Source organism: Luteimonas sp. A534, from assembly GCF_054072805.1.
In genome coordinates this window covers 272,911-298,486 of the sequence record NZ_JBSVRR010000003.1, presented here as the reverse complement: position 1 = coordinate 298,486, position 25,576 = coordinate 272,911, and the positions used below count along the sequence as shown (strand labels likewise).

21 protein-coding genes and 1 pseudogene are annotated in these 25,576 nt (G+C 70.0%); 10 read left to right on the top strand and 12 right to left on the bottom strand.

Annotated features, from left to right (window positions below; all coding sequences use genetic code 11):
- Positions 1-146: 146 nt before the first annotated feature.
- Together ACW5F0_RS09570 and ACW5F0_RS09565 are read right to left on the bottom strand one after the other, a co-directional pair.
- Positions 147-3,290 carry an efflux RND transporter permease subunit gene (locus tag ACW5F0_RS09570; protein WP_456963706.1) on the bottom strand — a complete coding sequence of 1,048 codons (3,144 nt, stop codon included), beginning with the start codon at positions 3,288-3,290 and terminating at the stop codon, positions 147-149.
- A gap of 3 nt (positions 3,291-3,293) precedes the next feature.
- Complete coding sequence (locus ACW5F0_RS09565) at positions 3,294-4,397, bottom strand: efflux RND transporter periplasmic adaptor subunit (RefSeq protein ID WP_456963705.1); 1,104 nt, start codon at positions 4,395-4,397, stop codon at positions 3,294-3,296.
- A gap of 195 nt (positions 4,398-4,592) precedes the next feature.
- On the opposite strand from ACW5F0_RS09565, the gene cysK reads away from it, so the two are divergent.
- The gene (gene cysK, locus ACW5F0_RS09560) at positions 4,593-5,549 is read left to right on the top strand and encodes a cysteine synthase A (protein WP_456963704.1); all 957 of its coding nucleotides are present in this window, start codon (positions 4,593-4,595) and stop codon (positions 5,547-5,549) included.
- A 79-nt stretch (positions 5,550-5,628) separates the two neighbouring features.
- On the opposite strand, the gene ACW5F0_RS09555 is transcribed toward cysK, so the two are convergent.
- From ACW5F0_RS09555 to lptF, 6 genes are all read right to left on the bottom strand, one after another.
- On the bottom strand, positions 5,629-6,636 hold the full coding sequence (locus ACW5F0_RS09555; protein WP_456963703.1) for a class I fructose-bisphosphate aldolase: 1,008 nt from the start codon (positions 6,634-6,636) through the stop codon (positions 5,629-5,631).
- A 104-nt stretch (positions 6,637-6,740) separates the two neighbouring features.
- Positions 6,741-8,207, bottom strand: a complete 1,467-nt coding sequence (pyk, locus tag ACW5F0_RS09550; RefSeq protein WP_456963702.1) for a pyruvate kinase — start codon at positions 8,205-8,207, stop codon at positions 6,741-6,743.
- An 80-nt stretch (positions 8,208-8,287) separates the two neighbouring features.
- Complete coding sequence (locus tag ACW5F0_RS09545) at positions 8,288-9,463, bottom strand: phosphoglycerate kinase (RefSeq protein WP_456999627.1); 1,176 nt, start codon at positions 9,461-9,463, stop codon at positions 8,288-8,290.
- Between the two features lie 129 nt (positions 9,464-9,592).
- On the bottom strand, positions 9,593-10,021 hold the full coding sequence (locus tag ACW5F0_RS09540; RefSeq protein ID WP_456965201.1) for a hypothetical protein: 429 nt from the start codon (positions 10,019-10,021) through the stop codon (positions 9,593-9,595).
- A gap of 176 nt (positions 10,022-10,197) precedes the next feature.
- Entirely contained in the window at positions 10,198-11,307 is a 1,110-nt protein-coding gene (gene lptG, locus ACW5F0_RS09535; RefSeq protein WP_456999626.1) for an LPS export ABC transporter permease LptG, read from the bottom strand.
- Positions 11,304-12,401, bottom strand: a complete 1,098-nt coding sequence (gene lptF / locus ACW5F0_RS09530; RefSeq protein ID WP_456963699.1) for an LPS export ABC transporter permease LptF — start codon at positions 12,399-12,401, stop codon at positions 11,304-11,306. Before lptF ends, lptG begins: the two co-directional genes overlap by 4 nt.
- A gap of 144 nt (positions 12,402-12,545) precedes the next feature.
- On the opposite strand from lptF, the gene ACW5F0_RS09525 reads away from it, so the two are divergent.
- From ACW5F0_RS09525 to ACW5F0_RS09515, 3 genes are all read left to right on the top strand, one after another.
- Complete coding sequence (locus ACW5F0_RS09525; protein ID WP_456999625.1) at positions 12,546-14,027, top strand: leucyl aminopeptidase; 1,482 nt, start codon at positions 12,546-12,548, stop codon at positions 14,025-14,027.
- A 70-nt stretch (positions 14,028-14,097) separates the two neighbouring features.
- On the top strand, positions 14,098-14,541 hold the full coding sequence (locus ACW5F0_RS09520; protein WP_456963697.1) for a DNA polymerase III subunit chi: 444 nt from the start codon (positions 14,098-14,100) through the stop codon (positions 14,539-14,541).
- A gap of 43 nt (positions 14,542-14,584) precedes the next feature.
- Positions 14,585-17,440: a valine--tRNA ligase gene (locus ACW5F0_RS09515; protein WP_456999624.1), complete on the top strand. Its 2,856-nt coding sequence runs from the start codon at positions 14,585-14,587 to the stop codon at positions 17,438-17,440.
- 306 nt (positions 17,441-17,746) lie between these two features.
- Here ACW5F0_RS09515 and rimI read toward each other — a convergent pair whose 3' ends face one another.
- From rimI to pssA, 3 genes are read right to left on the bottom strand one after another with little or no spacing between them, the layout of a single operon-like run.
- Positions 17,747-18,229, bottom strand: a complete 483-nt coding sequence (rimI, locus tag ACW5F0_RS09510) for a ribosomal protein S18-alanine N-acetyltransferase (RefSeq protein WP_456999623.1) — start codon at positions 18,227-18,229, stop codon at positions 17,747-17,749.
- Complete coding sequence (locus tag ACW5F0_RS09505; RefSeq protein WP_456963694.1) at positions 18,226-18,492, bottom strand: hypothetical protein; 267 nt, start codon at positions 18,490-18,492, stop codon at positions 18,226-18,228. The genes rimI and ACW5F0_RS09505 overlap by 4 nt, the downstream gene beginning before the upstream one ends.
- A gap of 5 nt (positions 18,493-18,497) precedes the next feature.
- Positions 18,498-19,271: a CDP-diacylglycerol--serine O-phosphatidyltransferase gene (gene pssA, locus ACW5F0_RS09500; RefSeq protein WP_456963693.1), complete on the bottom strand. Its 774-nt coding sequence runs from the start codon at positions 19,269-19,271 to the stop codon at positions 18,498-18,500.
- A gap of 135 nt (positions 19,272-19,406) precedes the next feature.
- On the opposite strand from pssA, the gene ACW5F0_RS09495 reads away from it, so the two are divergent.
- The 4 genes from ACW5F0_RS09495 to ACW5F0_RS09480 all read left to right on the top strand — a co-directional run bounded on the left by ACW5F0_RS09495 (position 19,407) and on the right by ACW5F0_RS09480 (position 22,316).
- Entirely contained in the window at positions 19,407-19,790 is a 384-nt protein-coding gene (locus tag ACW5F0_RS09495) for a DUF4124 domain-containing protein (RefSeq protein ID WP_456963692.1), read from the top strand.
- A gap of 21 nt (positions 19,791-19,811) precedes the next feature.
- On the top strand, positions 19,812-20,090 hold the full coding sequence (locus ACW5F0_RS09490) for a DUF4124 domain-containing protein (RefSeq protein WP_456999622.1): 279 nt from the start codon (positions 19,812-19,814) through the stop codon (positions 20,088-20,090).
- 76 nt (positions 20,091-20,166) lie between these two features.
- Complete coding sequence (locus ACW5F0_RS09485; RefSeq protein WP_456999664.1) at positions 20,167-21,894, top strand: proline--tRNA ligase; 1,728 nt, start codon at positions 20,167-20,169, stop codon at positions 21,892-21,894.
- Between the two features lie 62 nt (positions 21,895-21,956).
- Entirely contained in the window at positions 21,957-22,316 is a 360-nt protein-coding gene (locus tag ACW5F0_RS09480) for an H-NS histone family protein (RefSeq protein ID WP_456963690.1), read from the top strand.
- A 48-nt stretch (positions 22,317-22,364) separates the two neighbouring features.
- Here the strand turns inward: ACW5F0_RS09480 and ACW5F0_RS09475 are convergent, their stop codons facing one another.
- Complete coding sequence (locus tag ACW5F0_RS09475) at positions 22,365-23,609, bottom strand: threonine/serine ThrE exporter family protein (RefSeq protein WP_456963689.1); 1,245 nt, start codon at positions 23,607-23,609, stop codon at positions 22,365-22,367.
- 50 nt (positions 23,610-23,659) lie between these two features.
- Here ACW5F0_RS09475 and ACW5F0_RS09470 point away from each other — a divergent pair, with 50 nt between their 5' ends.
- Both ACW5F0_RS09470 and ACW5F0_RS09465 read left to right on the top strand, forming a co-directional pair.
- The gene (locus ACW5F0_RS09470; RefSeq protein WP_456963688.1) at positions 23,660-24,769 is read left to right on the top strand and encodes an MlaE family ABC transporter permease; all 1,110 of its coding nucleotides are present in this window, start codon (positions 23,660-23,662) and stop codon (positions 24,767-24,769) included.
- 35 nt (positions 24,770-24,804) lie between these two features.
- A pseudogene (locus tag ACW5F0_RS09465) lies at positions 24,805-25,575 on the top strand (ABC transporter ATP-binding protein); the annotation flags it as partial.
- Between the last annotated feature and the right edge of the window lies 1 nt (position 25,576).

Below are 25,576 nucleotides of genomic sequence, written 5' to 3'. Positions count from 1 at the left end.
TGGCTCCGGGATGGACGACGTCGATGCACCGGCGCCGCGTTGCCCGGGCCGGAACCGTCCCGATTCTCCACGATCGGGACACAAACGCGAAGGGGCTGCGCGACGCAACCCCTCCGGATGCACAGCCGCCCGCGGGGCGGAGCGCCTCAGGCGTGGCCGCCCACGCTCGGAACCTCGCGCTGCTGGCGCGCGAGCTCATGGGCCACGGCCTCGGGCGAGCGCGTGAACGGCGCCAGCAGGGTGTAGAACGCCGGCACCACGAACAGCGACAGCAGGGTCGAGAAGGCCACGCCCGCGATCACCACCACGCCGATGGTGGCGCGGCTGGCCGAGCCCGGCCCGCCCGCCAGCACCAGCGGCAGGGCGCCCGCCGCGGTCGCGATCGAGGTCATCAGGATCGGCCGCAGGCGCACCGTGGACGACTCGACGATGGCCTGGGCCACGTTGCGCCCCTCGTCGCGCAGCTGGTTGGCGAACTCGACGATCAGGATGCCGTTCTTCGCCGCCAGCCCCACCAGCATCACCACGCCGATCTGGCTGAAGAGATTCAGCGTGCCTCCTGTCAGTGCGAGTCCGATCAGCGCGCCGAGTACGCCCAGGGGCACCGTCAGCATGATCACGAAGGGATGGATGAAGCTCTCGAACTGCGCCGCCATCACCAGGTAAACCACCAGCAGCGCCAGGGTGAAGGTCAGCAGCACGGCGCCACCGGCCTTCTGGAACTCGCGCGACTCGCCCTTCCAGGCGACCTGGGCGTAATCGGGCAGCTCGGTGCGCACCAGGTCGTCGAGGAAGGCGAGCGCATCGCCCATCGGGTAGCCGGGGGCGAGGCCGGCGCTGATGGTGATCGCGCGCATGCGGTTGAAGCGGTTGAGGCTGCCGGCTTCGGCAAGCTCGCTCAGGGTGACCAGGTTCGACAGCGGCACCAGCTCGCCGCTGCGCGCGCGCACTTCGATCGCAGCGAGGTCCGCGGGCTCGGCGCGGCCCGAGCGCCCGGCCTGCACCAGCACGTCGTACTCCTCGCCGTCCTGCACGAAGGTGGTGACGCGGCGGCTGCCCATCATCGTTTCCAGCGCGCGGCCGATGTCGGTGACGCTCACGCCGAGGTCGGCGGCGCGCACACGGTCGATCACCACGCGCATCTGCGGCCGGGTTTCCTTGTAGTCGGAGTCGACCGAGAAGAAACCGGGATGCGCCTCCATGCGCTGCATGACGACATCGCGCCACGCCGCGATCTCCTCGTACTCGGGGCCACCCAGCACCATCTGGATCGGCTGCCCGCGGCTGCCGACCAGGCCGCCGCCCACGCGCGGCTGCGCCTGCACGCCGCTGAGCGTGTCGAGCTCGGCGCGCAGCGACTCGGCGACTTCGGCCGTGCTCTGCTCGCGCTTGTCCCAGTCCTCCAGGAACACGATCACGTTGCCGGTGTGCATTTCCTCGCTCGCGCCCCAGCCGCCCGGCGCACGCGTGTTGTAGCGGCGGATCGCAGAGCCGTCCTCGGCCACGCGCGCGGCGAACACCTTCTCCACCTCGCGCACCTGCTCCACCGTGTAGTCGTAGCCCGCGCCCTCCGGGCCGACGATGGACACGAAGAACGAGCCGCGGTCCTCGGCCGGCGCAAGCTCGGAGGGCACCAGCCGCGACAGGCCCCAGGCCGCCGCCAGGCAGGCCAGCATCACCAGCATCACGCCACCGAACACCTGCCGCGAACGCAGCCCGGCCATCCACTGCAGGCTGCGCCCGTAGCCCGCGGTCACCGACGCCAGGCGCGCGTTGAACCAGCGGTTCACCGGGTTCGACTTCTCCTCGGTCTGCGGGCGCACCATCTTCGAGGCCATCATCGGCGTCAGCGTCAGCGCGACGAACGCCGACAGCGCCACCGCGCCGGCCAGCGCCACCGAAAGTTCGCGGAACAGGCGACCGGTATTGCCTTCCATGAAACCGACGGGCAGGAACACGGCCACCAGCACGGTCGTGGTCGCGATCACCGCGAAGGCCACCTGCTTCGTGCCGCGCACCGAGGCCACCAGCCGCGGCTCGCCGAGGTCGACGCGACGCTGGATGTTTTCCAGCACCACGATGGCGTCGTCCACCACCAGGCCGATCGCCAACACCAGCGCCAGCAGCGTCAGCAGGTTGATCGAGTAGCCGAACAGCAACAGCGGGATGAAGGCCGCCAGCAGGCACACCGGCACCGTCACCGCCGGGATCAGCGCGGCGCGGAAACTGCCCAGGAACAGCCAGATCACGATCAGCACCAGGGCGATGGCCTCTGCCAGCGTCCAGTACACGCGCTTGATCGATTCCTCGATGAACACCGTGTCGTCGTAGGCGACGAAGATGTCGGTGCCCTCGGGCAGCGACTTCTGGATCTCCACGGCCGCCGCCCGTGCGGAGCGCGTGACGTCGAGCGCATTCGCGGTCGAGGTCTTGACGATGCCCAAGCCGATGTTCGGCTGGCCGTTGCTGTGGTAGTAGGCGCGGCGCTCGGCGGATGCCAGCTCGATGTCGGCGACGTCGCCCAGGCGCACCACGTAGCCGTCGTCGCCCTTGCGCAGCGGCATCACTTCGAAATCCGCCGGCTCGACGTAGCTGCGCTCCACGCGCAGGGTGAAGTCGCGGCTGCCGGACTCGATGCGACCGGCGGGGAGCTCGACGTTCTCCGCGCGCAGCGCGGCCTCGATGTCGTTGGGGGTGATGCCGCGCGCGGCCATCGCCGCGCTGTCCAGCCACACCCGCATGGCGTAGCGCTGGCGGCCGCCGATGCGGACCTGGGCGACGCCGTCCAGGCTCGACAGGCGGTCGACGATGTAGCGGTCGGCGTAGTCGGACAGCTCCAGCGTGTCCATCGACGCCGAGCTCATGTTGAGCCAGATGATGGTGTCCGAATCGCTGTCGGCCTTCTCCACCTCGGGCGGATCGGCCTCGTCGGGCATGCGGTCGGCGACGCCGCTGATGGCGTCGCGCACGTCGTTGGCGGCGGCCTCGATGTCGCGGTTGAGAGTGAACTCCAGGGTCACCGACGCGCGCCCGTTGCGGCTGCGCGACTGCAGGGTCTCGATGCCCTCGATGCCCGACAGCGCGTCCTCCAGCACCTGGGTGACGCGGGTCTCGACCACCGCCGCCGAGGCGCCGGGGTAATTGACGTCGACGGAGACGATCGGCGGATCGATCGCCGGCAGTTCGCGCAGGGTCAGGCGCGAGAACGCCATGATGCCGATCACCATCAGCATCAGGCTCATCACCGTGGCGAACACGGGCCGGCGGATGGAGAGATCGGACAGCAGCATGGCTCAGCCCTCGCCGGGTGCGGCGGCCTCGTCGGTATCGACGACGCCCGGCCCGGCCTCGACGATCGGGCTGCCGTCGCGCAGCTTGCCGGTGCCGTCGATCACGATGCGGTCGCCGGGCTCGATGCCCGCCACGATCTCGGCCATGCCGGCCGCGCGCGAACCGAGGCCGACCACGACCTGCTCGACCGTGTCGTCCGGCCGGACCCGGTACACGAAGGATTCGCGACCCACCTGGACCACGGCGATCTCCGGCACCAGCAGGGCCTCGCGCTCGGCGCGCTCGAGTTCGATCTGCATCAGCATGCCCGGGCGCAGCAGGCGCTCGGGATTGGCGAAATCGGCGCGCACGCTGAAGGCACGGCTGGTCGGGTCTACGCGCGAACCGACGTTGCTGACCACGCCCTCGAAGCCGCGGCCGCGCCAGGCGGTGCTGGTGCCGGTGATGCGCTGGCCATCGGCGACGTGCGCCAGGTGCGCCTCGGGCACCGGGAAATCGACGTACACCGAGGACAGGTCGTCGAGCGTGGCGATCACGGTGCCGGGCGTGATCAACGTGCCCGGGCTGACCTGGCGGATGCCGAGCACGCCGGCGAAGGGCGCGCGGATCACGCGGTCAGCCAGGTTGGCCTCGATCTGCCGCACCTGCGCCAGGGCGCTGTCACGCGTCGCACGCTGGGTATCGAGCGTGGCGCGTGCGATCAGCTGCTGCGCGGCCAGCTCCTGCTGCCGCTTGAGCAGGCTGTCAGCCTCGTTGGCCGTGGCACGCGCCGCCGCGAGCGAGGCCTGCTGCTGCTGGCCGCTCAGGGTGACCAGCGGGGCGCCGGCAACGGCGATGTCGCCGCTGTCGAAGTGCACGCGCTCGACGATCTCGCTGACCTTGGCCGTGACCTCCACCGACTCCCGCGCCTTCACCGTGCCCAGCGCGCGGATGCGGTCGTTGAACGGCTGCACCGCGACCGCGGCCGTGGTCACCACCGCCGGCGCCGGACCGCCCCGGCCGCCCGCATCGCCCTCGGCCCCGCAGGCCGCGAGGACCAGGGCGAGCACGGCGGCGCAGCAGGCCCGGAGGCTGGGGCTGGGGACAGGGGTGGAGGCTTCGGACATGTTCTGCGGGGGCGACGGGAAGATGAAGCGGTCGATTCTATCGACACCCCGTGTCGACGACGTATGCCATGAGGCCCGGGCGTGGAATACGGCGTTCCGGTCAACCTGTGGCGCCTTCGTGCGTTACGGCGCACTCTGGGTCCCGCCGCGGCCCGGGCCGGCGGCACGTCCCCTCCACTCACGCAGGACGACGCCATGATCCACGAAAGCATCCTCGACACCATCGGCCGCACGCCCATCGTGCGCCTGAACCGCCTCGCGCCCGACGGCGTGGCGCTGTACGCCAAGGTCGAATCCTTCAACCCCGGCGGCTCGGTCAAGGACCGTCTCGCACTGGCCATCATCCTCGACGCCGAGCAGCGCGGCGTACTGAAGCCCGGTGACACCGTAGTCGAGGCGACCTCGGGCAACACCGGCGTCGCCCTGGCCATGATCTGCGCCGCGCGCGGCTATCCCTTCGTGGCGACGATGGCCGAAAGCTTCTCGGTCGAACGCCGCAAGCTGATGCGTGCCTACGGCGCGCGGGTGATCCTGACCCCCGCCGCCGAGCGCGGCACCGGCATGGTGCGCAGGGCGAAGGAACTCGCCGACGAGCACGGTTGGTTCCTCGCCAGCCAGTTCGCCAACCCGGCCAATCCGGCGTACCACCGCAACACCACGGCCGCGGAGATCCTGCAGGACTTCGCCGGCCGCCGGCTCGACCACTTCGTCACCGGCTGGGGCACCGGCGGCACCCTCACCGGCGTCGGCGAGATGCTCAAGCTGGCGCGTCCCGAAGTCGAGGTCGTGGCGGCGGAGCCGGCCGTGGCGGCGCTGCTGCAGGGCGCGGAATTCACGCCGCACAAGATCCAGGGCTGGACCCCGGACTTCGTGCCCGACGTGCTCAACCGCGACATCGCCGACCGCGTGCTGTCGGTGGCGGACGACGTGGCCATCGCCACCGCGCGCAGGCTGGCGGCGGAGGAAGGCATCTTCGTCGGGATCTCGGCCGGCGCCACCGTCGCGGCGGCGCTGGAGGTGGCGAAGGGCGCGAAGGACGGCGCGGTGATCCTGGCGATGCTGCCCGATACCGGCGAACGCTACTTCTCGACGCCGCTGTTCGAGGGCGTGTCCGACGGGAGTGATGACGAATGGTTGGCCGGCTTGCCCTGACCGCCCCTGTAGTCCAACGAAAAAGGGCGGCCTGGGGCCGCCCTTTTTCATGGAATCGCGGCGACAGCCGCTGCAACACTCAGCCGCGGGTCCACTGCCCCAGGGCCGCCAGGCCGTTGGCCTTGGCGCGCTCGAACACCGTCGCCTGCGCCTTGTCGTAGTTGTTGACCAGGTCCTGCGACCACAGCTTCAGCGCGGCCGACTGCATCGCGCGGCCGTAGGAGAACGACAGCGGCCACGGGTTCGGGCCCATGCGGTTCATGGCGTCCAGATGCGCGGTGGCGTCATCGTCGGACTGGCCGCCGGACAGGAACACGATGCCCGGGAGGATCGCCGGCACGGACGACTTCAGGCACATCAGGGTGGCTTCGGCCACTTCCTCGACGCTGGTGGTGTCGTCGCTGTCCTTGCCAGGCAGCACCATCGAGGCCTTCAGGATCGTGCCCTCGAGCGCCACGTTCTGGTTGTACAGGGCATCGAACAGCGCACGCAGGGTGACCTCGGAGACTTCGAAGCAGGTGTCGATGTCGTGGTCGCCGTCGATCAGCACCTCGGGCTCGACCATCGGCACCAGGCCCTGCTCCTGGCACAGCGCGGCGTAGCGCGCCAGCGCGTGGGCATTGGCCTCGATGCAGGTGCCCGAGGGCACGTCCTCGCCGATGTTGATCACCGCGCGCCACTTGGCGAAGCGGGCGCCGAGCTTGTAGTACTCCTCGAGGCGCGCGCGCAGACCGTCGAGGCCTTCGGTGACCACTTCGCCCGGGAAACCGGCCAGGGCATGGGTGCCCTTGTCGACCTTGATGCCCGGGATCATGCCGTTGTCGGACATGTACTGCGCGAAGGGCACGCCGTCCTTCGTCTTCTGGCGCAGGGTCTCGTCGAACAGGATCGCGCCGCTGATGTGGTCGGACAGGTTCGGCGTGGTCAGGAGCAGCTCGCGGTAGGCGCGGCGGTTCTCCTCGGTATTCTCGATGCCGACGCCGGCGAAACGCTTGGCGATCGTGCCGGTGGATTCGTCGATCGCGATGATGCCCTTGCCCGGGGCAACCATGGCGAGGGCGGTCTCGGCAAGCTGTTCGATGCTCATTCTTGTGGAACTCCGGGCTGGCGACGGGGCCGCCCAGTATAGCCGTTTGCCCAGGTGGCGGCCCTTGCAGGGAGCCACCCCCAGGCCTGCTGTTGTGGGAGCGGTCAGAGCGTCCCGAGACCCTGGGCGGCGCCGTCGGCGCCCACCTGCAGCAGGCGCAGCGTATTGGTCGCGCCGTGGGTTTCCATGGTTTCCCCGCTGGTGAACACCACCCGGTCCCCGGCCGACAGCAGGCCGGCCGCCACCAGCAGGCCCATGGCGTCGTGCGCGGCCTGGCGCGCGCTCTGGCCGCGGCTGTCGTGCGCCATCGGGAACACGTCGCGCATCAGGCTCATGCGCCGGCGGGCATCGGCATGGCGCGAGAAGGCGTAGATGGGCGCGCTGGAGCGGAAGCGCGACAGGAAGCGAGCGGTGCCGCCGGACTCGGTCATCGCCACGATCGCCGCCACGCCGATGTGCTCGCTGAGGAACATCGCGCCCATGGCGATCGCCTGGTCGGCGCGCTGCAGGCCGCGCTGGGCCTGCTCGAAGTCGGTGTCGTGCTCGAACTGCTTCTCGGCGCCGACGCAGATGCGCGCCATCGCCTCCACTGCCTTCACCGGATAGGCGCCGGCCGCGGTCTCGGCCGACAGCATCACCGCGTCAGTGCCGTCGATCACCGCGTTGGCGACGTCGAGCACCTCGGCGCGGGTGGGCATCGGGCTCTCGACCATCGACTGCAGCATCTGCGTGGCGGTGATCACCACGCGCTGCCGAGCCAGGGTCTCGCGGATGATCTTCTTCTGCAGCCCGGGAAGCTCCGCATCGCCGATCTCCACGCCAAGGTCGCCACGGGCGACCATCACCACGTCGCTGGCCTCGATGATTTCGGCCAGGTTCTCGATCGCCTCGGCGCGCTCGATCTTCGACACCAGGGCGGCATTGCTGCCGTGGGCCTCCGCGATCCGACGCGCCTCGTGCATGTCTTCGGCATTGCGGCAGAACGACACCGCGATGAAGTCGGCGCCGATCGCCGCGGCTACGCCGATCAGCTCGCGGTCGTGGTCGGTGATCGCGCCCAGCGACAGCCCGCCGCCCTGCTTGTTGAGGCCCTTGCGGTCGGAGAGCACGCCGTCGTTGAGCACGGTGGTGGCGATGGTGTCGCCCTCGACCCCCAGCACGCCCAGCTGCACCATGCCGTCGTCGAGCAGCAGCACGTCGCCCTCGGCGACATCACCGGGCAGGCCGAGATAGCTCACGCCGACGCCATGCACATCGCCCGGCGCGGCATCCGCGCGGGCGTGGAGGTCGAAGCGCTCGCCGGCGCGCAGCTGCACGCGCCCTCCGGCGAAGCGGTCGATGCGGATCTTCGGGCCCGGCAGGTCGGCGAGGATGCCGACCTCGACCCCGGCCCGGCGCGCGGCGTCTCGGATTTCCTGCGCGCGACGGACGTGGTCGGCCGGCTCGCCGTGCGACAGGTTCAGCCGCACCGCGTTGACGCCCGCGCGCACCAGCGCGTCGAGCACTCCGGGCGCATCCGTCGCCGGACCGAGGGTGGCGAGGATGCGGGTACCGCGGCGGTATTCGGACATGCGGGTCTCGTGGGAGCGGATCGGGGAACGCGCCCCAATGCTAGCCGAGCCGCATGGCGAACGGCGGCCCGCCGTCCGCCTCAGCCGCCGCGCTGCTCCAGCGCCGCCACCGCCGGCAGCGTCTTGCCTTCCAGGAACTCCAGGAACGCGCCGCCACCGGTGGAAATGTAGGACACGCCACCAGCGATGCCGTACTTGTCGACCGCGGCCAGGGTGTCGCCGCCGCCGGCGATCGAGAACGCATCAGACGCGGCGATCGCACGCGCCAGGGTCTCCGTGCCCTTGCCGAAGGCGTCGAACTCGAACACGCCCACCGGGCCGTTCCAGACCACGGTGCCGGCCTTCGCGATCAGCGCGGCGTAGCGCGCCGCGGTCTCCGGTCCGATGTCGAGCACCATGTCGCCCGCGTCGATGGCGTCGACCGCCTTCACCGTCGCCGGGGCGTCGGCGGCGAAGGCCGGCGCCACCACCACGTCGGTCGGCACCGGGATGTCGGCGCCGCGCGCGCGGGCATCGGCCATGATCTGCTTCGCGGTATCGATGAGGTCGGCCTCGTGCAGCGAGGTGCCGACCGCGTGGCCTTCGGCGGCGATGAAGGTGTTGGCGATGCCGCCACCCACGATCAGCTGGTCGACCTTGCCCACCAGCGACGACAGCAGCTCGAGCTTGGTCGAGACCTTGGAACCGGCCACGATCGCGAGCAGCGGGCGCGCGGGGGCCTTCAGCGCCTTGCCCAGCGCATCGAGTTCGGCCATCAGCAGCGGGCCGCCCGCGGCGCGGGCGGCGTGGCGGATCACGCCATGGGTCGAGGCCTGGGCGCGGTGTGCGGTGCCGAAGGCGTCCATCACGAACACGTCGCACAGGGCGGCATAGCGCTTCGCCAGTGCCTCGTCGTCGGCCTTCTCGCCGATGTTCATGCGGCAGTTTTCGAGCAGCGCCAGCTGGCCCGGGGCGACATCGGCGCCGTCGAGGTAGTCACGGACCAGCGGGACCTCGCGGCCGAGCAGCTCCGACAGCCGCGCCGCGACCGGTGCCAGCGAATCGGCCTCGCTCCAGGTTCCTTCCTCGGGACGGCCGAGGTGCGACATCACCATCACCGCCGCGCCGGCGTCGAGCAGCGCGCGCAGGGTCGGCAACGAGGCCAGGATGCGCTGGTCGGACGTCACGCGGCCCGCGGCCACCGGCACGTTGAGGTCCTGGCGGACGAGCACGCGCTTGCCGGCGAGGTCGAGGTCGGTGATGCGGAGGATGGGCATGTGCGAGGGCCGGTGGTCTGCGGGGCGGCCATTGTCGGCGCCGCCGGAGCCATATTCAAACCGCCGGTCCAAGCCGCCGAAAACGGAAAGGCCCCGCTTGCGCGGGGCCCCGGTCAGGCTGCTATGGCCTCAGTTGCGATATCCGGAATCGTCCTTGTTGTGGATGATCCAGATGAGGTTGCCGCCGGTGTCCCAGCCCCTGCCGGCGAAGATCAGCCGGCCCTGGCCCTTGTAGGCCAACTCGTAGCGGTGGCGGTCGGACCCGAAGTAGAACGGGATGAACGCCTTGCCCGTCACGTAGGCACCCTGGTCGGTCGGTTCGCCGGCGATGTCGGTCACCTGCTTCATCGGCATGCCGATCTGCAGCTGGGTGAACTTGCTGCCGGGCGCCGGCTTGCCGGTGATCTCGCCCTCCCAGTCGCCAACGCCGGTGACGGTCTCGCCGTAGCCGGCCTCGACCGCGGCGGAATCGGTCACTTCACCTTCGGCGTTCATCCACGCCGGCGCTTCCTTGGCCTTCGAACCGCGGCGCGCATCGGCGTCCCCGGCCACGAACAGGCCTGCGCCGACGATCACCGCCGCGACGGCGATCACTCGCATCTTGCTGTGCATTACTTGCTCTCCCTGTGATTGTGCCCCCCCTTGCAAACGCCCGCCGCGGGCATCGGGGCCAACCACTCCACGGCGTCGGCCGCGATTCTCCATCGCGACGGCACGCCGGCGCAACCGCGGCGTCAGCCACTGCGCCGTCGGAACAGCAGCCAGGACACTGTCAGCATCAACAGCGGCGGCGCCGCGTACGCAAGCCGGTAGTCGAAGCCGTAGACCGCCGCGAGCTTGGCCACCTGGTTCTGCAGCATCCAGAACCCCAGCGCGAACACCACGCCGATGAACAGTCTTCGCCCCAGTCCGCCGCTGCGCAGGGAGCCGAACGCAAAGGGCATGGCGGCCAGGCACAGCGCGAGCACGTTGACCGGGTAGAACCAGCGGCCCCAGTAGTGTTCCTCGAACTCGCTGGCATCGAGCCGGTTGCGATGCCGGTAGTCGATGCCCTGGGCCAGGTCGCGCGCGGACATGTAGCGCGGGCGGAAGGCGCCCCCGGCACTGGCCGCCAGCGCGGCGGCATCGAGCTGGGAATCCCAGCGCTCCTCGTCGACGTGGATCTCGGTCACCGAGCGCTCTTCGAAAGTCACCCTGCGGACGTCGCGCAGGTGCCAGCCGCCGCCCCGGTGCTCGGCCACGCCCGCCTGGGCGATCGATTCCAGCCGCCCGTCGCGGTCGAATTCAAACAGGCGCACATCGTTGAGCTCCAGCCAGGCCTGGTCGCCTTCGCTGCGCTCGCGGCCGTCGCGGGCGTTGAGGAAGGTATTGCCCTCGCGCGCCCACAGCCCCGAATACTGCGCGACGATCATGTCGCTGGAGCGCGCGGCCGCCTTCATGGCATCGGCGCTGCGCTGCGCGGCCGGACCCAGGGTCTCCCCGCTGAGCATCATCACCGCCGTCAGGACCGCCAGCGGCACCGCGACCGAGATGCTCAGCCGGCGCCGGGACACGCCCAGCGCCCGCAGCGCGGTGAGCTCCGACGAAGCCGCCAGTTGGCCCAGGCCCATCAGCGTGCCGATGACCGCCGCGGTCGGGAACATGGTGTAGGCGCGTCGCGGGAGCGTGTACGCCACGTAGGTCAGCACGCTGACGAAGCCGTAGTCGCCCTCGCCCATGTCGTCGATCTGGTCCACCGCCGCCAGCACCGCGTCCAGGCCGACCAGCACCGTCCACGCCAGGAGCACGGTGACCACCACCACGCGGGCGACGTGGAGGTCGTGGATCTTCGGGAAGGGCATCATCGCGCCGCCTCCGCCACGCGGCGTCGACGCGGCACGGCCACGCGGCCGTCGCGGAAGTACAGCCAGGCACCGACCCCGAGCAGCGGCAGCACCAGCCACCACAGACCCAGGCCCAGGGGAATCACCCCGTTGGCCAGCCACTTGGTCCCCAGCAGCATGAGGTTGATCCCGACCACGTAGGCCAGGAAGCCCAGGGCGATCCGCCCGTAGCGGGCCTGCCGCGGCGGGCTGCGCGCCAGCGGCACGGCGAGCAGGGCGAAGGCCAGCGCCAGCAGCGGCGGCGCGATGCGCGAATGCAGCTGCGCGCGCGCTTCGGGCCGCGGGTCGCCCAACAGCGCGAACGTGGAATCGAACTCGGGGTTCTCGTCGGCCGGACGGGTCTGCGCATCGGGCAGGCGGAGTTCATTGCGCTGGTAGCGCATCATCCGGAAGTCGAGCGTGTCGGCCAGCGGGCCTTCCACGCGGAAGCCCTCGCCCAGGTCGAGGTAGCGCTCGGCGCCGTCCACGGTCAGCAGCCCGGTGCGGGCGGTGGTGACGTCCATGCGCTCCTCGTCCTGGCGGTAGACGAACACCCGCCCCAGCGCGGAGCCCTCGCCCGACATCGCGCCGACGTAGACCACGCCGCTGCCGCCGGGCAGCTCCACGAAGCGCCCGGCCTCCAGGCCCGCCAGCAGCAGGTTGCGGTTGCCCTCGGCCACCATCCGCTGCGAATAGTCATTCGCCCAGGGGCCCAGCCACAGCGAGCAGGCGCCGATGAAGCCAACCACCGGCAACACCAGCATCATCAGCGGCCGCAGCAGCCGACCCGGGCCGACCCCGGTGGCCACCAGGACAGGCATTTCGGAGTCCCGGTAGAGCCGGCCCACGGCCATCAGCAGCCCCAGCATCAGGCCCAGCGGCAGGATCAGCGGCAGGTAATTGAGCACCTGCAGCCCCAGCTGGGACAGCATCAGCCCCGCCGGGACCCGCCCGCGGGCGATGTCGCCCAGCACCTCGGCGAACACGCCGCCCAGGCTCACGATCATCAGGACCACGACGGCCGCGAAGGTGGACTGGGTGAATTCGCGGAACAGGTAACTGTCGAGCTTCGGCATCCGGGGGCGGCCTTGCATTAGAATCGGGGGTTCGTCCATACACCGCTTACGGCCGCGCCGGGACACTGGCGCCGCGGCGCATCGCCGCATTCTGGACCGCGGATTGTAAGGAACACTTCACGCCAAACCCCAGAACAGGATCCCATGACCCTCGAACTCGCCCTCAACACCGCCGCCCCCGCCTCCGCCAACGTCGATTGCGTGGTGGTTGGCGCCTATGCCGACAAGACCCTGACGCCCGCCGCCCGCGCCATCGACGAGGCCAGCGGCGGCCGCCTCACGGCCCTGGCCGCACGCGGCGACGTTGACGGCGCCACCGGCCGCACGTCGGTGCTGCTCGACCTGGCCGGCGTGACCGCGCCGCGGGTGCTGGTGGTCGGCCTGGGCGATCCCGGCAAGTTCGCGGTGCCGCAGTACCTCAAGGCCGTGGCCGACGCCGTGCGCGCGCTGAAGACCGGCCCGGTGCGCTCCGCCCTGCTGACCCTGTCGGAACTCGAGGTTCCCGGCCGCGACGCCGCCTGGACGATCCGCCAGGCCGCCATCGCCGCCGGCCACGCCGCCTACCGCTACACCGCCACGCTGGGCGAGAAGAACAAGAAGCGCAGCGAAAAGGGCCTTGAGCGCCTCGAAATCGCCGGTGCCGACGCTGCCGCGCTGACCCAGGGCCAGGCCATCGCCGCCGGCGTTGCCTTCACCCGCGAGCTCGGCCACCTGCCACCGAACATCTGCAACCCGGCCTACCTGGCCAGCCAGGCACAGGAATTCGCGGGCCGCTTCGAGAAAGCCTCCTGTGAAGTGCTTGAGCGCGAGGACATGGAGAAGCTCGGCATGGGCTCGCTGCTGGCGGTCGCCCGCGGCTCGGCCAACGCGCCGAAGCTCATCGTGCTGAAGTGGAACAACGGCGGCGATTCGAAGCCCTACGTGCTGGTCGGCAAGGGCATCACCTTCGACACCGGCGGCGTGAACCTGAAGACCCAGGGCGGCATCGAGGAGATGAAGTACGACATGCTCGGCGCCGGCTCGGTGATGGGCACCTTCGTCGCGGCGGCCGGCATGGACCTGGCCGTGAACCTGGTGGTGGTGGTGCCGGCGGTCGAGAACGCGATCGACGGCAATTCCTACCGCCCCTCGGACGTCATTACCAGCATGTCCGGCAAGACCATCGAAGTCGGCAACACCGACGCCGAGGGCCGCCTGATCCTGTGCGACGCGCTGACCTATGCGCAGCGCTTCGAGCCGCAGGCCCTGGTCGACGTGGCCACGCTCACCGGCGCCTGCATGGTCGCCCTGGGCAGCTTCGCCACCGGCCTGATGTCCAAGCACGACGACCTGTCTCAGGAATTGCTGGCCGCCGGTGAGCAGGTCTTCGACCGCGCGTGGCGCCTGCCGCTGTGGGACGAGTACCAGACCATGCTCGACTCCAGCTTCGCCGACGTCTACAACATCGGCGGCCGCTGGGCCGGCGCGGTGACCGCGGGCTGCTTCCTGGCGCGCTTCACCGAAGGCCAGCGCTGGGCGCACCTCGACATCGCCGGCAGCGCCAGCCACAGCGGCAAGAACGGGCTGGCCACCGGCCGTCCGGTCGGCCTGCTGTCGCAGTGGCTGCTGGACCAGACCGCACAGTAAGCCGCGCGGGGCCGGCACCGGCTTTCGTCCGCGAAAGCCGCCCGGCCCCTGCCGTTGACCGGGAGCCCGCATGCGCGCCGACTTCTACTTGATTGCCAAGCCCCGCTTCCGCGACGAGCCGCTGCTGCTGGTCTGCGAGCTGGCGAAGAAAGCGCACGCTGCGAACCAGCCGCTGCTGGTTCTCGCGCGCGACATGGAACAGGCCGAACGCCTCGACGACCTGCTGTGGTCCTTCGAGCCCGATGCCTTCATCCCGCACGAGATCGCCGGGACCGGCTTCGACGACGGTGACGGCGACGGCAGCGAGGACGAAGCCGATGTGCTGATCGCCCCGCCAGAGATCGATGCGCCGCTGCGCCCGCTGGTGCTCAACCTGCGCGACGCGGCCGTCGAGGGCGCGTTCCAGCGCGTGCTGGAAGTGGTGCCCGCCGACCCGTCCGCCCGCGAGCCGCTGCGCGAGCGCTGGAAGCAGTACAAGGCGCGCGGCTTCACGCTGAACAAGTACGACATGTAACGCGGGGCGCTTGCCCCGTCCTGCCCCGAATCCGAGCCCATCGATGACCCTCGCCACCGGCTACGACCCGAAGTCCTTCGAATCCCGCCTCTACGCCCAGTGGGAATCCAGCGGCGCGTTCGCGCCGGCTGGCGATGGCCCGGCGTATTCGATCCTGCTGCCGCCGCCCAACGTCACCGGCACCCTGCACATGGGGCACGCGTTCCAGCACACGCTGCAGGACGCGCTCGTCCGCTACCACCGCATGCGCGGCTTCCGCACCCTGTGGCAGGTGGGCAGCGACCATGCCGGCATCGCCACCGAGATGGTGGTGGCGCGCAACCTCGACCGCGAGGGCCGCGGCGAGACCCGTGATTCGCTCGGCCGCGACGGCTTCATCGCCAAGGTCTGGGAGTGGAAGGCCGAATCGGGCGACACCATCGAGCGCCAGATGCGTCGCATGGGTGCTTCCGGGGACTGGTCTCGCAGTGTGTTCACCATGGATGCGATGCCGTCGAAGGCGGTCATCGAGGCCTTCGTGCGCCTGCACGAGGACGGCCTGGTCTACCGCGGCAAGCGCCTGGTCAACTGGGATCCGGTACTGCAGACGGCGGTGTCCGACCTGGAGGTCGTGAGCGAGGAGGAGGACGGCTTCCTGTGGTCGATCCGCTATCCGCTGGCCAATGGCGTGACCTACGAACACGTCGAGCGCGATGCCGACGGCAACGAGACGATGCGCGAGACGCGCGACTACCTGGTCGTGGCCACCACGCGACCGGAAACCATGCTCGGCGACACCGCGGTGATGGTGCATCCCGACGACGCGCGCTATTCCGCGCTGGAAGGTGCCTCCGTCGAGCTGCCGCTCACCGGCCGCCGCATCCCGCTGATCAGCGACGACTACGTGGACCGCGATTTCGGCACCGGCGTGGTCAAGGTCACCCCGGCGCATGACTTCAACGACTACGCCGTCGGCCAGCGCCATGGCCTGCCGATGATCAACGTGCTGACCGCCGACGCGAGGATCGTGTCCGACGTCGACGGTATCTCCGAACGCTACCTCGGCCTGGACCGCTACGATGCGCGCACCGCGGTGCTGGCCGACCTCGAGGCCGCCGGCCTGCTGATCGAAGCAAAGCCGCACAAGCTGCAGGTGCCGCGCGGCGACCGCAGCGGCCAGGTGATCGAGCCCTGGCTCACCGACCAGTGGTTCGTGCGCATGGACGCGATGGGCCGGCGTGGCATGGAGCTGGTCGAGAACGTCGATGGAAAGCCGGGCGCGGTGAAGTTCGTGCCGCCGAACTGGATCAACACCTACCGCCACTGGATGGAGAACATCCAGGACTGGACCATCAGCCGCCAGCTCTGGTGGGGGCACCGCATTCCGGCCTGGTTCGACGCCAACGGCAAGGCATACGTCGGCCGCGACGAGGCCGAGGCGCGCGCGCGTGCGGAGGCCGACGGCTACACCGGCCCGCTGGAACAGGACTCCGACGTGCTGGAGACCTGGTTCTCCTCGGCCCTGTGGCCGTTCAGCACCATGGGCTGGCCCGACGCGGACGCCATGGCCACGCGCGGTTTCGACGGGTTCGTGCCGTCCAGCGTGCTGGTCACCGGCTTCGACATCATTTTCTTCTGGGTCGCCCGGATGATCATGATGACCGACCGGTTGACCGGCCAGGTGCCGTTCCGCGACGTCTATATCACCGGCCTGGTGCGCGACAAGGACGGCCAGAAGATGTCCAAGTCGAAGGGCAATATCCTCGACCCCCTGGACATCATCGACGGCATTTCGATCGACAACCTGGTCGCCAAGCGCACGGCCGGCCTGATGCAGCCGAAGATGGCCGACAGGATCGCGAAGGCCACGCGCAAGGAGTTCCCGGACGGCATCCCCGCCTTCGGCGCCGACGCCCTGCGCTTCACCATGGCCGCGCTCGCCGGCCCCGGCCGCGACATCAAGTTCGACCTCGCCCGCGCCGAGGGCTACAAGAACTTCTGCAACAAGCTCTGGAACGCCACCCGCTTCGTGCTGATGAACACCGAGGGCGCCGACGCGATGGCCGGCACGCCCGCAGCGCACACTGCACCGGAGCAGTGGATCCTTTCCCGCCTGGCCGCCGTCACCGCCGAGGCCGAATCCCACTTCGCCAGCTACCGCTTCGACCTCCTCTCGCAGTGCCTGTACGAGTTCGCGTGGAACGAGTTCTGCGACTGGTTCGTCGAGCTCGCCAAGCCCGCCCTCAACGGCGACGACGCAGCCGCCGCCGCCAGCACCCGCCACACCCTGCTGCACGTGCTCGAACGCCTGCTGTGCCTGCTGCACCCGCTGGTGCCTTTCGTCACCGAGGAGCTGTGGCAGCAGGTCGCGCCGCGCCTGGGCATCGAAGGCGACAGCATCATGGCGCGCCGCTATCCGCAGGCTAGGGACTTCGCCGGGCAGGACCACGCCGCGGCCGCCGCCGACGTGGAATGGCTCAAGGCGATGGTGTCCGCGCTGCGCCGCATCCGCAGCGAGCTTGGCGTGTCGCCGGGCAAGCCCGTGCGCCTGCTGGTGTCGGGCGGCAGCGCGAACGATGCCGACCGCATCGCGCGCTTCGCTACGCAGCTGGGCTTCCTCACAAGGATCGAGGGCGTCGAAGCCATCACCGACGACCCGCCGCCGGCCGCGGCGGCGCTGGTCGGAGAGCTGAAGCTGTTCGTGCCGTTGGAAGGCCTGGTCGACCTCGACGCGGAGCGCACGCGCCTGGACAAGGAGCTCAAGCGCGTGGCCGGGGAACTCGCGAAGTCGAAAGGTAAGCTCGCCAGCGAATCCTTCGTCGCCAACGCACCGGCGGCCGTGGTCGAGCAGGAGCGCACGCGCCTGGCCGACTGGACAGGCCAGCACGAGGCCCTCGCCGCGCAGCGCGCCCGTCTCTGACCGCGCGCGCAAGTTCGCTGCTGGCGGCTATGGTCGCCACGGCTTGAAAAGCTTTTTTTGCCACGGATTTACGCGGATAAGAGCGGATTTACACGGATCAGGCCGAGGCAAGGTCGTGGGGGGCTGGAGAAAAAGCCGGATCGTTCTTCGCGAGCTGCGCTCCGCGAGCAGCTGACCCACGCAAGCGCATTTCCTGATGAACGCCCTTTCTTTGCCCGCGTCTGCTTTATCCGCGCAAATCCGCTCTTATCCGCGTAAATCCGTGGCAAAAAGGCTCTTTGTCTTTGCCCCGGCCAAGCAGCCCCCTCACGAAGCGAACAGCTCCATCGCCATCACGATCGCGTCCTCGCGGCCATTGTCCGTCGGGTAATACCGCGGACGACGGCCGATCTCGTTGAAGCCCACGTCCTCGTACAGGGCCACGGCCACGGGGTTCGAGGGCCGCACCTCGAGGAACACGCGGCAGGCGCCGCGCCCGCGCGCGACATCGATCATCGCCCGCAGCAGGCCGCGGCCGTATCCGCGGCCCTGGCGCGCAGGATCGACGCAGACATTGAGCACGTGGGCTTCGTCGGCGGCGATGCTCAGCACGCCGTGGCCGATGAAGGCGCCGCCCTCGACCAGCACCCAGGCCGGATAGCCGGCGAACAGGCAGTCGCGGAAGATGCCGATCGACCACGGGTAGGGATAGGCGCGGCGCTCGACCACCATCACCGCATCGAGGTCCTCGATGCGCATCGGCCGCATGACCGGCCGTTCCCCGGCGTCGGCCACCACCGCGGCGTTCATCCCGGCGGGGTCCCGCGGCGCAGGGCGCGCAGCTTCGGCCACAGCGCGCGCTTGGCGGCCGGATCGGTGCGCAGCGTGGCCAGCGGCGGCAGGCCGCGCAGCAGCGCCGCAGCGTCGTCGGAACCGGCGCTGCGCCCGGCCGCGCGCAGCAGGGCATGCGCCAGCGGATCGTCGGGAACCACGTCTTCCGCGCGCGGCGCACGCGCATAGACCCGGTGGCCCATCGCCTCCAGCACCTCGCGCTGCCAGGGATCCCAGGCCACCGCGCTCACTCCGTCCGCGCCCCGCGGCGACCGCGCAGCCGCCACAACGAGGTCAGCGGCCCGGACAGCGCATAGGCGCCGAGCACCGCAAGCAGGGTCTTGGGCGGATCAATCCACAGCGCGATCAGCGCCGCCACCACCAGCAGCAGCGCGAAGAACGGCACCCGGTCCGAGCCCGGCCCGCTGCCGCTGCCCTTGAAGCTGGTGTAGCGGAACAGGCTGACCATCAGCAGGCCGGACACCACCGTGATCGCCAGCGCCACGTAGCGCAGCGACTCGCCGCTGAGATCCAGGCTGTGCAAGGTCCACACCGAGCTGGCCATGACGCCCGCCGCCGCCGGGCTGGCCAGGCCGATGAACCAGCGCTTGTCGACCTTGCCCACCTGGCTGTTGAAACGCGCCAGGCGCAGCGCCGCGCAGGCGGCATAGAGGAACGCCGCCAGCCAGCCGATCTTGCCCAGGGTGTTGCCGTCGAGCTTCATCGCCACGAGCGACCAGTGGTACATCACCAGCGCCGGCGCCATGCCGAAGCTGATGAGGTCCGCGAGCGAGTCGTACTGCACGCCGAACTCGCTCTGGGTGTTGGTCAGCCGCGCCACGCGGCCGTCGAGGCCGTCGAGGATGGCGGCGACGAAGATCGCGATGCAGGCGGCTTCGATGCGCCCCTGCGTAGCCGCGATGATCGCGAAAAAGCCCGCGAACAGCCCGCCCGTGGTGAGCAGGTTGGGCAGCAGGTAGATGCCGCGTCCGCGGCGTGCCTTGGGGCTGGTCTCGTCCATGGCCGCAAGTGTACCCGCCGCCGTGGTGCCTGCCGCAGGCAGCGCCGCGGTCACGGAACCACGTGCCGGCGCTTGCGCCAGGCTGCCCCCGGTGCTGCAATCAGCGCCCACGCCCCCCAAAGGCAGGAGCTCCGCATGCATCGCTTCGTCTTCGCCGCCATCCTGGCGTTTGCCGCGTCGCCGGCCATCGCACAGCAGACCGCGGGCGAGGTCTACCAGTGGACCGACGCCAGCGGCGTCACCCACTACTCGCAGACGCCTCCGGACAAGGGCCGCTACGAGCACCGCCTGATCACATCGTCCGGGGCGGCCGCCACGACGGCCACCGAGCCTGCGGCCGCGGTCGAGAACCCGCAGTGTGCGACCGCGCGCGCCAACATCGCAGCCCTGCAGGGCGAGGGCGATGTCCAGCAGGACACCGACGGTGACGGCAAGCCCGACAGCGTGCTCGACGCCGACCAGCGCAGCGCCCAGCTCGACCTGGCCCAGGCTGCCGTCAAGGCCTACTGCACGCCCTGACGCACGCGGACAGACGCCGCCGTGCAGACGCGCTGGGCCAGCGTCGCCGGCCTTGCCGCCGGAATCGCGGTGGCATGGTGGTTTTCGCGCGAGGCGCCCGAAGCCGCCGAGGCGCGTCGTGAGCGCGCCGACCAGGCCGCCGCGGACACGCTTGAAGACACGCGCCCGGTGCTGTATCGCTGGACCGACGACGCCGGCGTGGTGCAGGTGACCCAGGAGCCTCCTCAGCGCGGCCGGCGCTTCGAGAAGGTCGACATCCAGCCTCGCGAAGGCATCGAGGTCGACGGCAGCCGGCAATAGCCCCGGCGTCGCGGCGGCACGGCGCGTGCTGCATGGCACAATCACCGGCCGAACCACCAGACCGATGATGCCGCCGATGCGCCTGTCGCAGTTCCACCTCCACACCGAAAAGGAAACCCCGGCCGAGGCCGAGCTCGTCAGCCACAAGCTGATGCTCAAGGCGGGGATGATCCGCAAGCTTGCCGCCGGCATCTACACCTGGTCGCCGCTGGGCCTGCGCGTACTGCGCAAGGTCGAGGCGGTGGTGCGCGAGGAAATGGACGCCGCCGGGGCGATCGAAGTGCTGATGCCCTCGATCCAGCCGCGCGAGCTGTGGGACGAGACCGGGCGCTGGGAGAAGTTCGGCGGCCAGCTGCTGAAGATCCGCGACCGCAAGGATGCCGAGTACGCCTACGGCCCGACGCACGAGGAGGTCATCACCGACTTCGCGCGCCAGGAGCTGGCGAGCTACAAGCAGCTGCCGGTGACCTTCTACCAGGTCCAGACCAAGTTCCGCGACGAGATCCGGCCGCGCTTCGGCGTCATGCGCGCGCGCGAGTTCCTGATGAAGGACGCCTATTCCTTCGACATCGACGCCGAGGGCATGGCGCGTTCCTACGCGGGCATGCACGCCGCCTACACCCGCATCTTCAGCCGCCTTGGACTGCGCTTCCGCGCGGTGCTGGCCGACTCCGGCGCGATCGGCGGCGACGCCTCGCAGGAGTTCCACGTGCTGGCCGATTCCGGCGAGGACGCGATCGCCTGGTCGGACAGCGGCAATGACGGCGACTCCGCCGGCTATGCCGCCAACGTCGAGACCGCGCGCGCCGCCGCGCCCGGCCCGCGCCCGGCACCCGCCGAGGCCATGCGCAGCATCGACACGCCCACTCAGAAGACCTGCGAGGCCGTGGCGGAGCTGATGGGGATCCCGCTGGCGCGCACGGTGAAGTCCGTGGCGGTGGTCGGCCACGACGCCGAAGGCCGCGAGCAGTTCGTGCTCGTGCTGGTGCGCGGCGACCACGAGGCCAACGAGGTGAAGCTGGCGAAGGTCGCCGGCCTTGGCGACTACCGCATGGCCACCGAAGCCGAGATCCTCGCCCACCTGGGCAGCGAGCCCGGCTTCCTCGGGCCGGTCGCGCCGGCGAAACCGATCCGCGTGGTCGCCGACGCCGAAGTGGCGGCGATGGCCGACTTCGTGGTCGGCGCCAACCGCCCGGACGAGCACATCGCCGGCGTCAACTGGGGCCGCGACCTGCCTGAACCCGACACCGTCGCCGATGTCCGCAGCGTGGTCGAGGGCGACCGCGCCGAGGATGGCGGCACGCTGCGCATCATGCGCGGCATCGAGGTCGGCCACATCTTCCAGCTCGGCGACACCTACGCACGCGCCATGGACTGCAAGGTGCTCGACGCGGGCGGCAAGGCCGCGATCCCGCTGATGGGCTGCTACGGCATCGGCGTCTCGCGCATCGTCGCGGCCGCCATCGAGCAGAACCACGACCAGGCCGGGATCATCTGGCCCGAAGCGATGGCCCCATGGACGGTGGCCGTGTGCGTGATCAACCCGAAGAGCGATCCCGCGGTGGTCGCGGCGGCCACCGCGCTGCACGACGAACTGGCGGCCCGCGGCGTCGACGTGGTGCTCGACGACCGCGGCCTGCGCCCGGGCCCGATGTTCGCCGACATGGAGCTGATCGGCGTTCCGCACCGCGTCGTGGTCTCCGCACGCGGCTTGGAAGCCGGCAGCTTCGAATACCGCGCGCGCAGCGCCGCGGAATCTGAAAACCTGGATCGGGACGCGCTGCTGGCACGCCTGTCGGGCTGACGGATTACCATCACGACGTCGCCGGGACTCCCGGCACCCTTCTGCAAATACCCGGAGACACCATGGCAATCGACCTCAACGCCCTTTCGGCCAAGGAACTCGACTCGCTGATCAACAAGGCGAAGAAGCGCAAGACCACGCTCAAGAAGCGCAAGCCGATCACCACCGTGCGCGCGCGCCTGAAGTCCGCGGCCGCCGCCGAGGGCTACACGATCGAAGAACTGTTCGGCACCGCCGCCGGCACCGCGACCCGCGCCGCCAAGCCGGCCAAGGCGCCGCGCAAGACCGGCATCAAGGTGGCACCGAAGTACCGCAATCCCGCCAAGCCTGAAGAAACCTGGACCGGCCGTGGCCGCCAGCCGCGCTGGATGGCCGAGCAGGTGGCGCAGGGCAAGACCCCGCAGGACTTCCTGATCGTCTGAGCGCCCACCGAAGGCCCGACAATCCTGTGGGAGCGGCTATAGCCGCTCCTATAGGCTCCGCCGCGCGGGCAGCAGCAGGTTGCCGAAGATCAGCCCGGCGACGATGGCGATCAGGATGTTGATCACCGCCATCGCGGCCGACTGGCCCACGTCCAGGTCCTGCTGCTGCACCGAGGTGATCAGGGTTCGGACGCTGGCGCTACCCGGCACCATCAGGATGATGCCCGGCACCCTGATGATCGCGCCCGGACGCCAGGCCCAGCGCGCATAGCCGTTGCCCGCGGCGGTGATCACCAGCGCCGACAGGAAGATCCCGAACTCGCTTCCCCAGGCCTGCCCGGCCAGACGCGACACCAGGTAACCGGTGGCAGCGGCCGCGGCCACCAGCCAGTAGTCGCGAAGCTTCGCGCGGAACAGCACCGCGAACGCGAACGAGGTCAGTGCCAACGCGCTCCATTCCACCCACTCGGGCTGCGGACGCAGGGCGCGGACCTGCGGTTCGATGCCGGCCATCTCGGCGGCCACCATCGCCACCATGGTGCCCACGGTGAGCATGATCATCGTCGCCACGGCGCCGGCGAAGCGCGCGGTGCCCGACATCAGGTGCTGGCTTGTGAGCTCGTTGATGGCGTTGGTGAGCATCAGTCCCGGCATCAGCACGATCAGCGCGGAAATGATCACGGTATTGAGGTTGATCGGCGCGACGTAGGCCGCGACCAGGATCGCGATGGCCGCGGCGATCATCGCGCTCACGGCATCGCCGGCCTCGCGCAGCCGCGGCCGGCTGCGCGCCGCCACGTACAGGAAGCCGATCACCAGCCCGATCGCGCTCGCAGTGGCGATGTCCAGCCAGGGCAGCCGCAGGAGCCCGCCGACGCCGGCAGCCACGAGGCCGAATGCAAGGGCCTGCATCAGGTTCTGGCGCCGGGTCGGCGGCCGGTCCAGGGCGCGCAGCGCGGCATGGCCTTCGGCCAAGCCGATGCGTCCGGCCAAAACATCCTCGGCGATGCGGTCGACGTCGGAGAGGCGGCCGAGGTCGTTGTCGCCCGGCGACATCCGGATCACGCGGGTGGTGTCGCTGTCGCCGGGAGGTCGCATCGGATCGCTGAAGGACAGGACCATCCCGGTGGGATTGGTCCAGGCCTCGCACTCCAGGGCAAGCTTCTGCGCCACCATCTCCAGCGCGGCTTCCAGGCGCGGGCAGGTAGTGCCATAGGCGTGCAGATGCTCCGCCAGCTCGACCATGAAGGCGATGCGGGCGGCGTAGGCTTCCTGGGGAAACGGGCGTGACATGCGTAAAGCATGGCACGCGCAGCACACCCGGTGTTCGGTATCCTCGCCCGATGCCCGCAGACCCCGCCAGTCCACCCGCGCTCTCACTCGACGGTGCCACGCTGCGCCTGTCGGGCAGCTGGACGCTGGACCATGCCGGTGCGGTCGCGGCGGCATTGGCCGACGCACCGGATGGCGCCGCGCACGTGGATGCGAACGACGTCAGCCGCCTCGACACGATGGGTGTGCTGCAGCTGCTGCGCTTCGCCCACCGCCGCGGCCTGGATGACGGCGCGCTGGATTTCCGCGAGGACCACCTCGCACTGGTGTCCGCGATCGAAGACGTGGCCGACGACCGCCCGAAGAAGCGGCGCGAATACGGCGTCGCAGCCGCCCTCGCCCGGCTCGGCCGCGCAATGCACGAGAACAGCCGCGAGATCGTGGCGCTGGTGAGCTTCCTCGGCGAGAGCCTGGCCAAGACCACACGGATCGCGCGCCAGCCGCGGCGCCTGCGCCTCACCTCCACCGTGCACCACATGGAACAGGTGGGCCTGGACGCGATGCCGCTGGTGGCGCTGCTGTCCTTCATGGTCGGCGCGGTGATCGCGTTCCTCGGCTCCACCATCCTCGCCGAGTTCGGCGCGACGCTGTTCGTGGTGGAACTGGTCAGCTTCGCCTTCCTGCGCGAGTTCGGCGTGCTGCTCACCGCGATCCTGCTCGCCGGACGCACCGCGAGCGCGTTCACCGCGCAGATCGGAATCATGGTCACGCGCGAAGAGGTCGATGCGATCCGCACCCTGGGCCTGGACCCGATCGAACTGCTGGTGATCCCGCGGCTGCTGGCGCTGCTGGTGATGCTGCCGCTGCTGACCTTCATCGCCATGATCTCCGGCCTGCTGGGCGGCATGGCCGTGGGCGCGTTCGAACTCGGGATCCCGCCGCAGGCCTTCCTCGCCCGCCTGAACGACACCGTCGAACTGCGGCACTTCTTCGTCGGCATGTCCAAGGCACCGGTGTTCGCGCTGGTGATCGGCCTGATCGGCTGCCTCGAGGGCCTGCAGGTTCAGGGCACGGCGCAGTCGCTGGGCGAGCGCACCACCTCGAGCGTGGTGCAGACGATCTCGCTGGTGATCATCCTCGACGCGTTCGCGGCGATCTGGTTCATGCAGGTGGGCTGGTGAGCGGCAGGCAGGCGGGTGACACGCCGCCCATCGTCCACGTGCGCGGGCTGGCCAATCGCTTCGGCAGCCAAGTGGTGCACGAGGGGCTGGACCTCGACGTGCGCACGGGCGAGATCCTGGGCGTGGTCGGCGGGTCGGGCAGCGGCAAGTCGGTGCTGATGCGCTCGATCATCGGCCTGCGCACGCCCAACGAGGGCAGCATCGAAGTCCTGGGCGTCGACGCCCGTTCCTCCGAGCCGGCGAACCGGCAGCACATCGAACGCAATACCGGCGTGCTGTTCCAGGACGGCGCGCTGTTCTCGTCGCTCACCGTTGGCGAGAACGTCGAGCTGCCCCTGAAGGAACACCACCCCGGCCTGTCCGACGGCCTGCGCCGTGAACTGGCCCTGCTGAAGGTGAAGCTCGCGGGCCTGCCGGCCGATGCGATCAACAAGCTGCCGTCGCAGCTCTCGGGCGGCATGCGCAAGCGCGCCGGGCTCGCGCGTGCGCTGGCCCTGGACCCGCCACTGCTGTTCCTCGACGAGCCGACGGCAGGCCTGGATCCGATCGGCGCCGCGGCATTCGACAACCTCATCCTGACCCTGCGCCAGGCCTTGGGACTGACGGTCTTCATCATCACCCACGACCTGGACACCCTGTACGCTATCTGCGACCGCATCGCGGTGATCGCCGACCGCAAGGTGGTGGCGACCGGCCCGGTGGACGAGATCGAACGTCTCGACCACCCCTGGGTGCAGGAATACTTCAATGGCCCGCGTGGCCGTGCGGCACGAGAGGCGGGCGAACGCGCCGCCGTGGAGCCCTGAG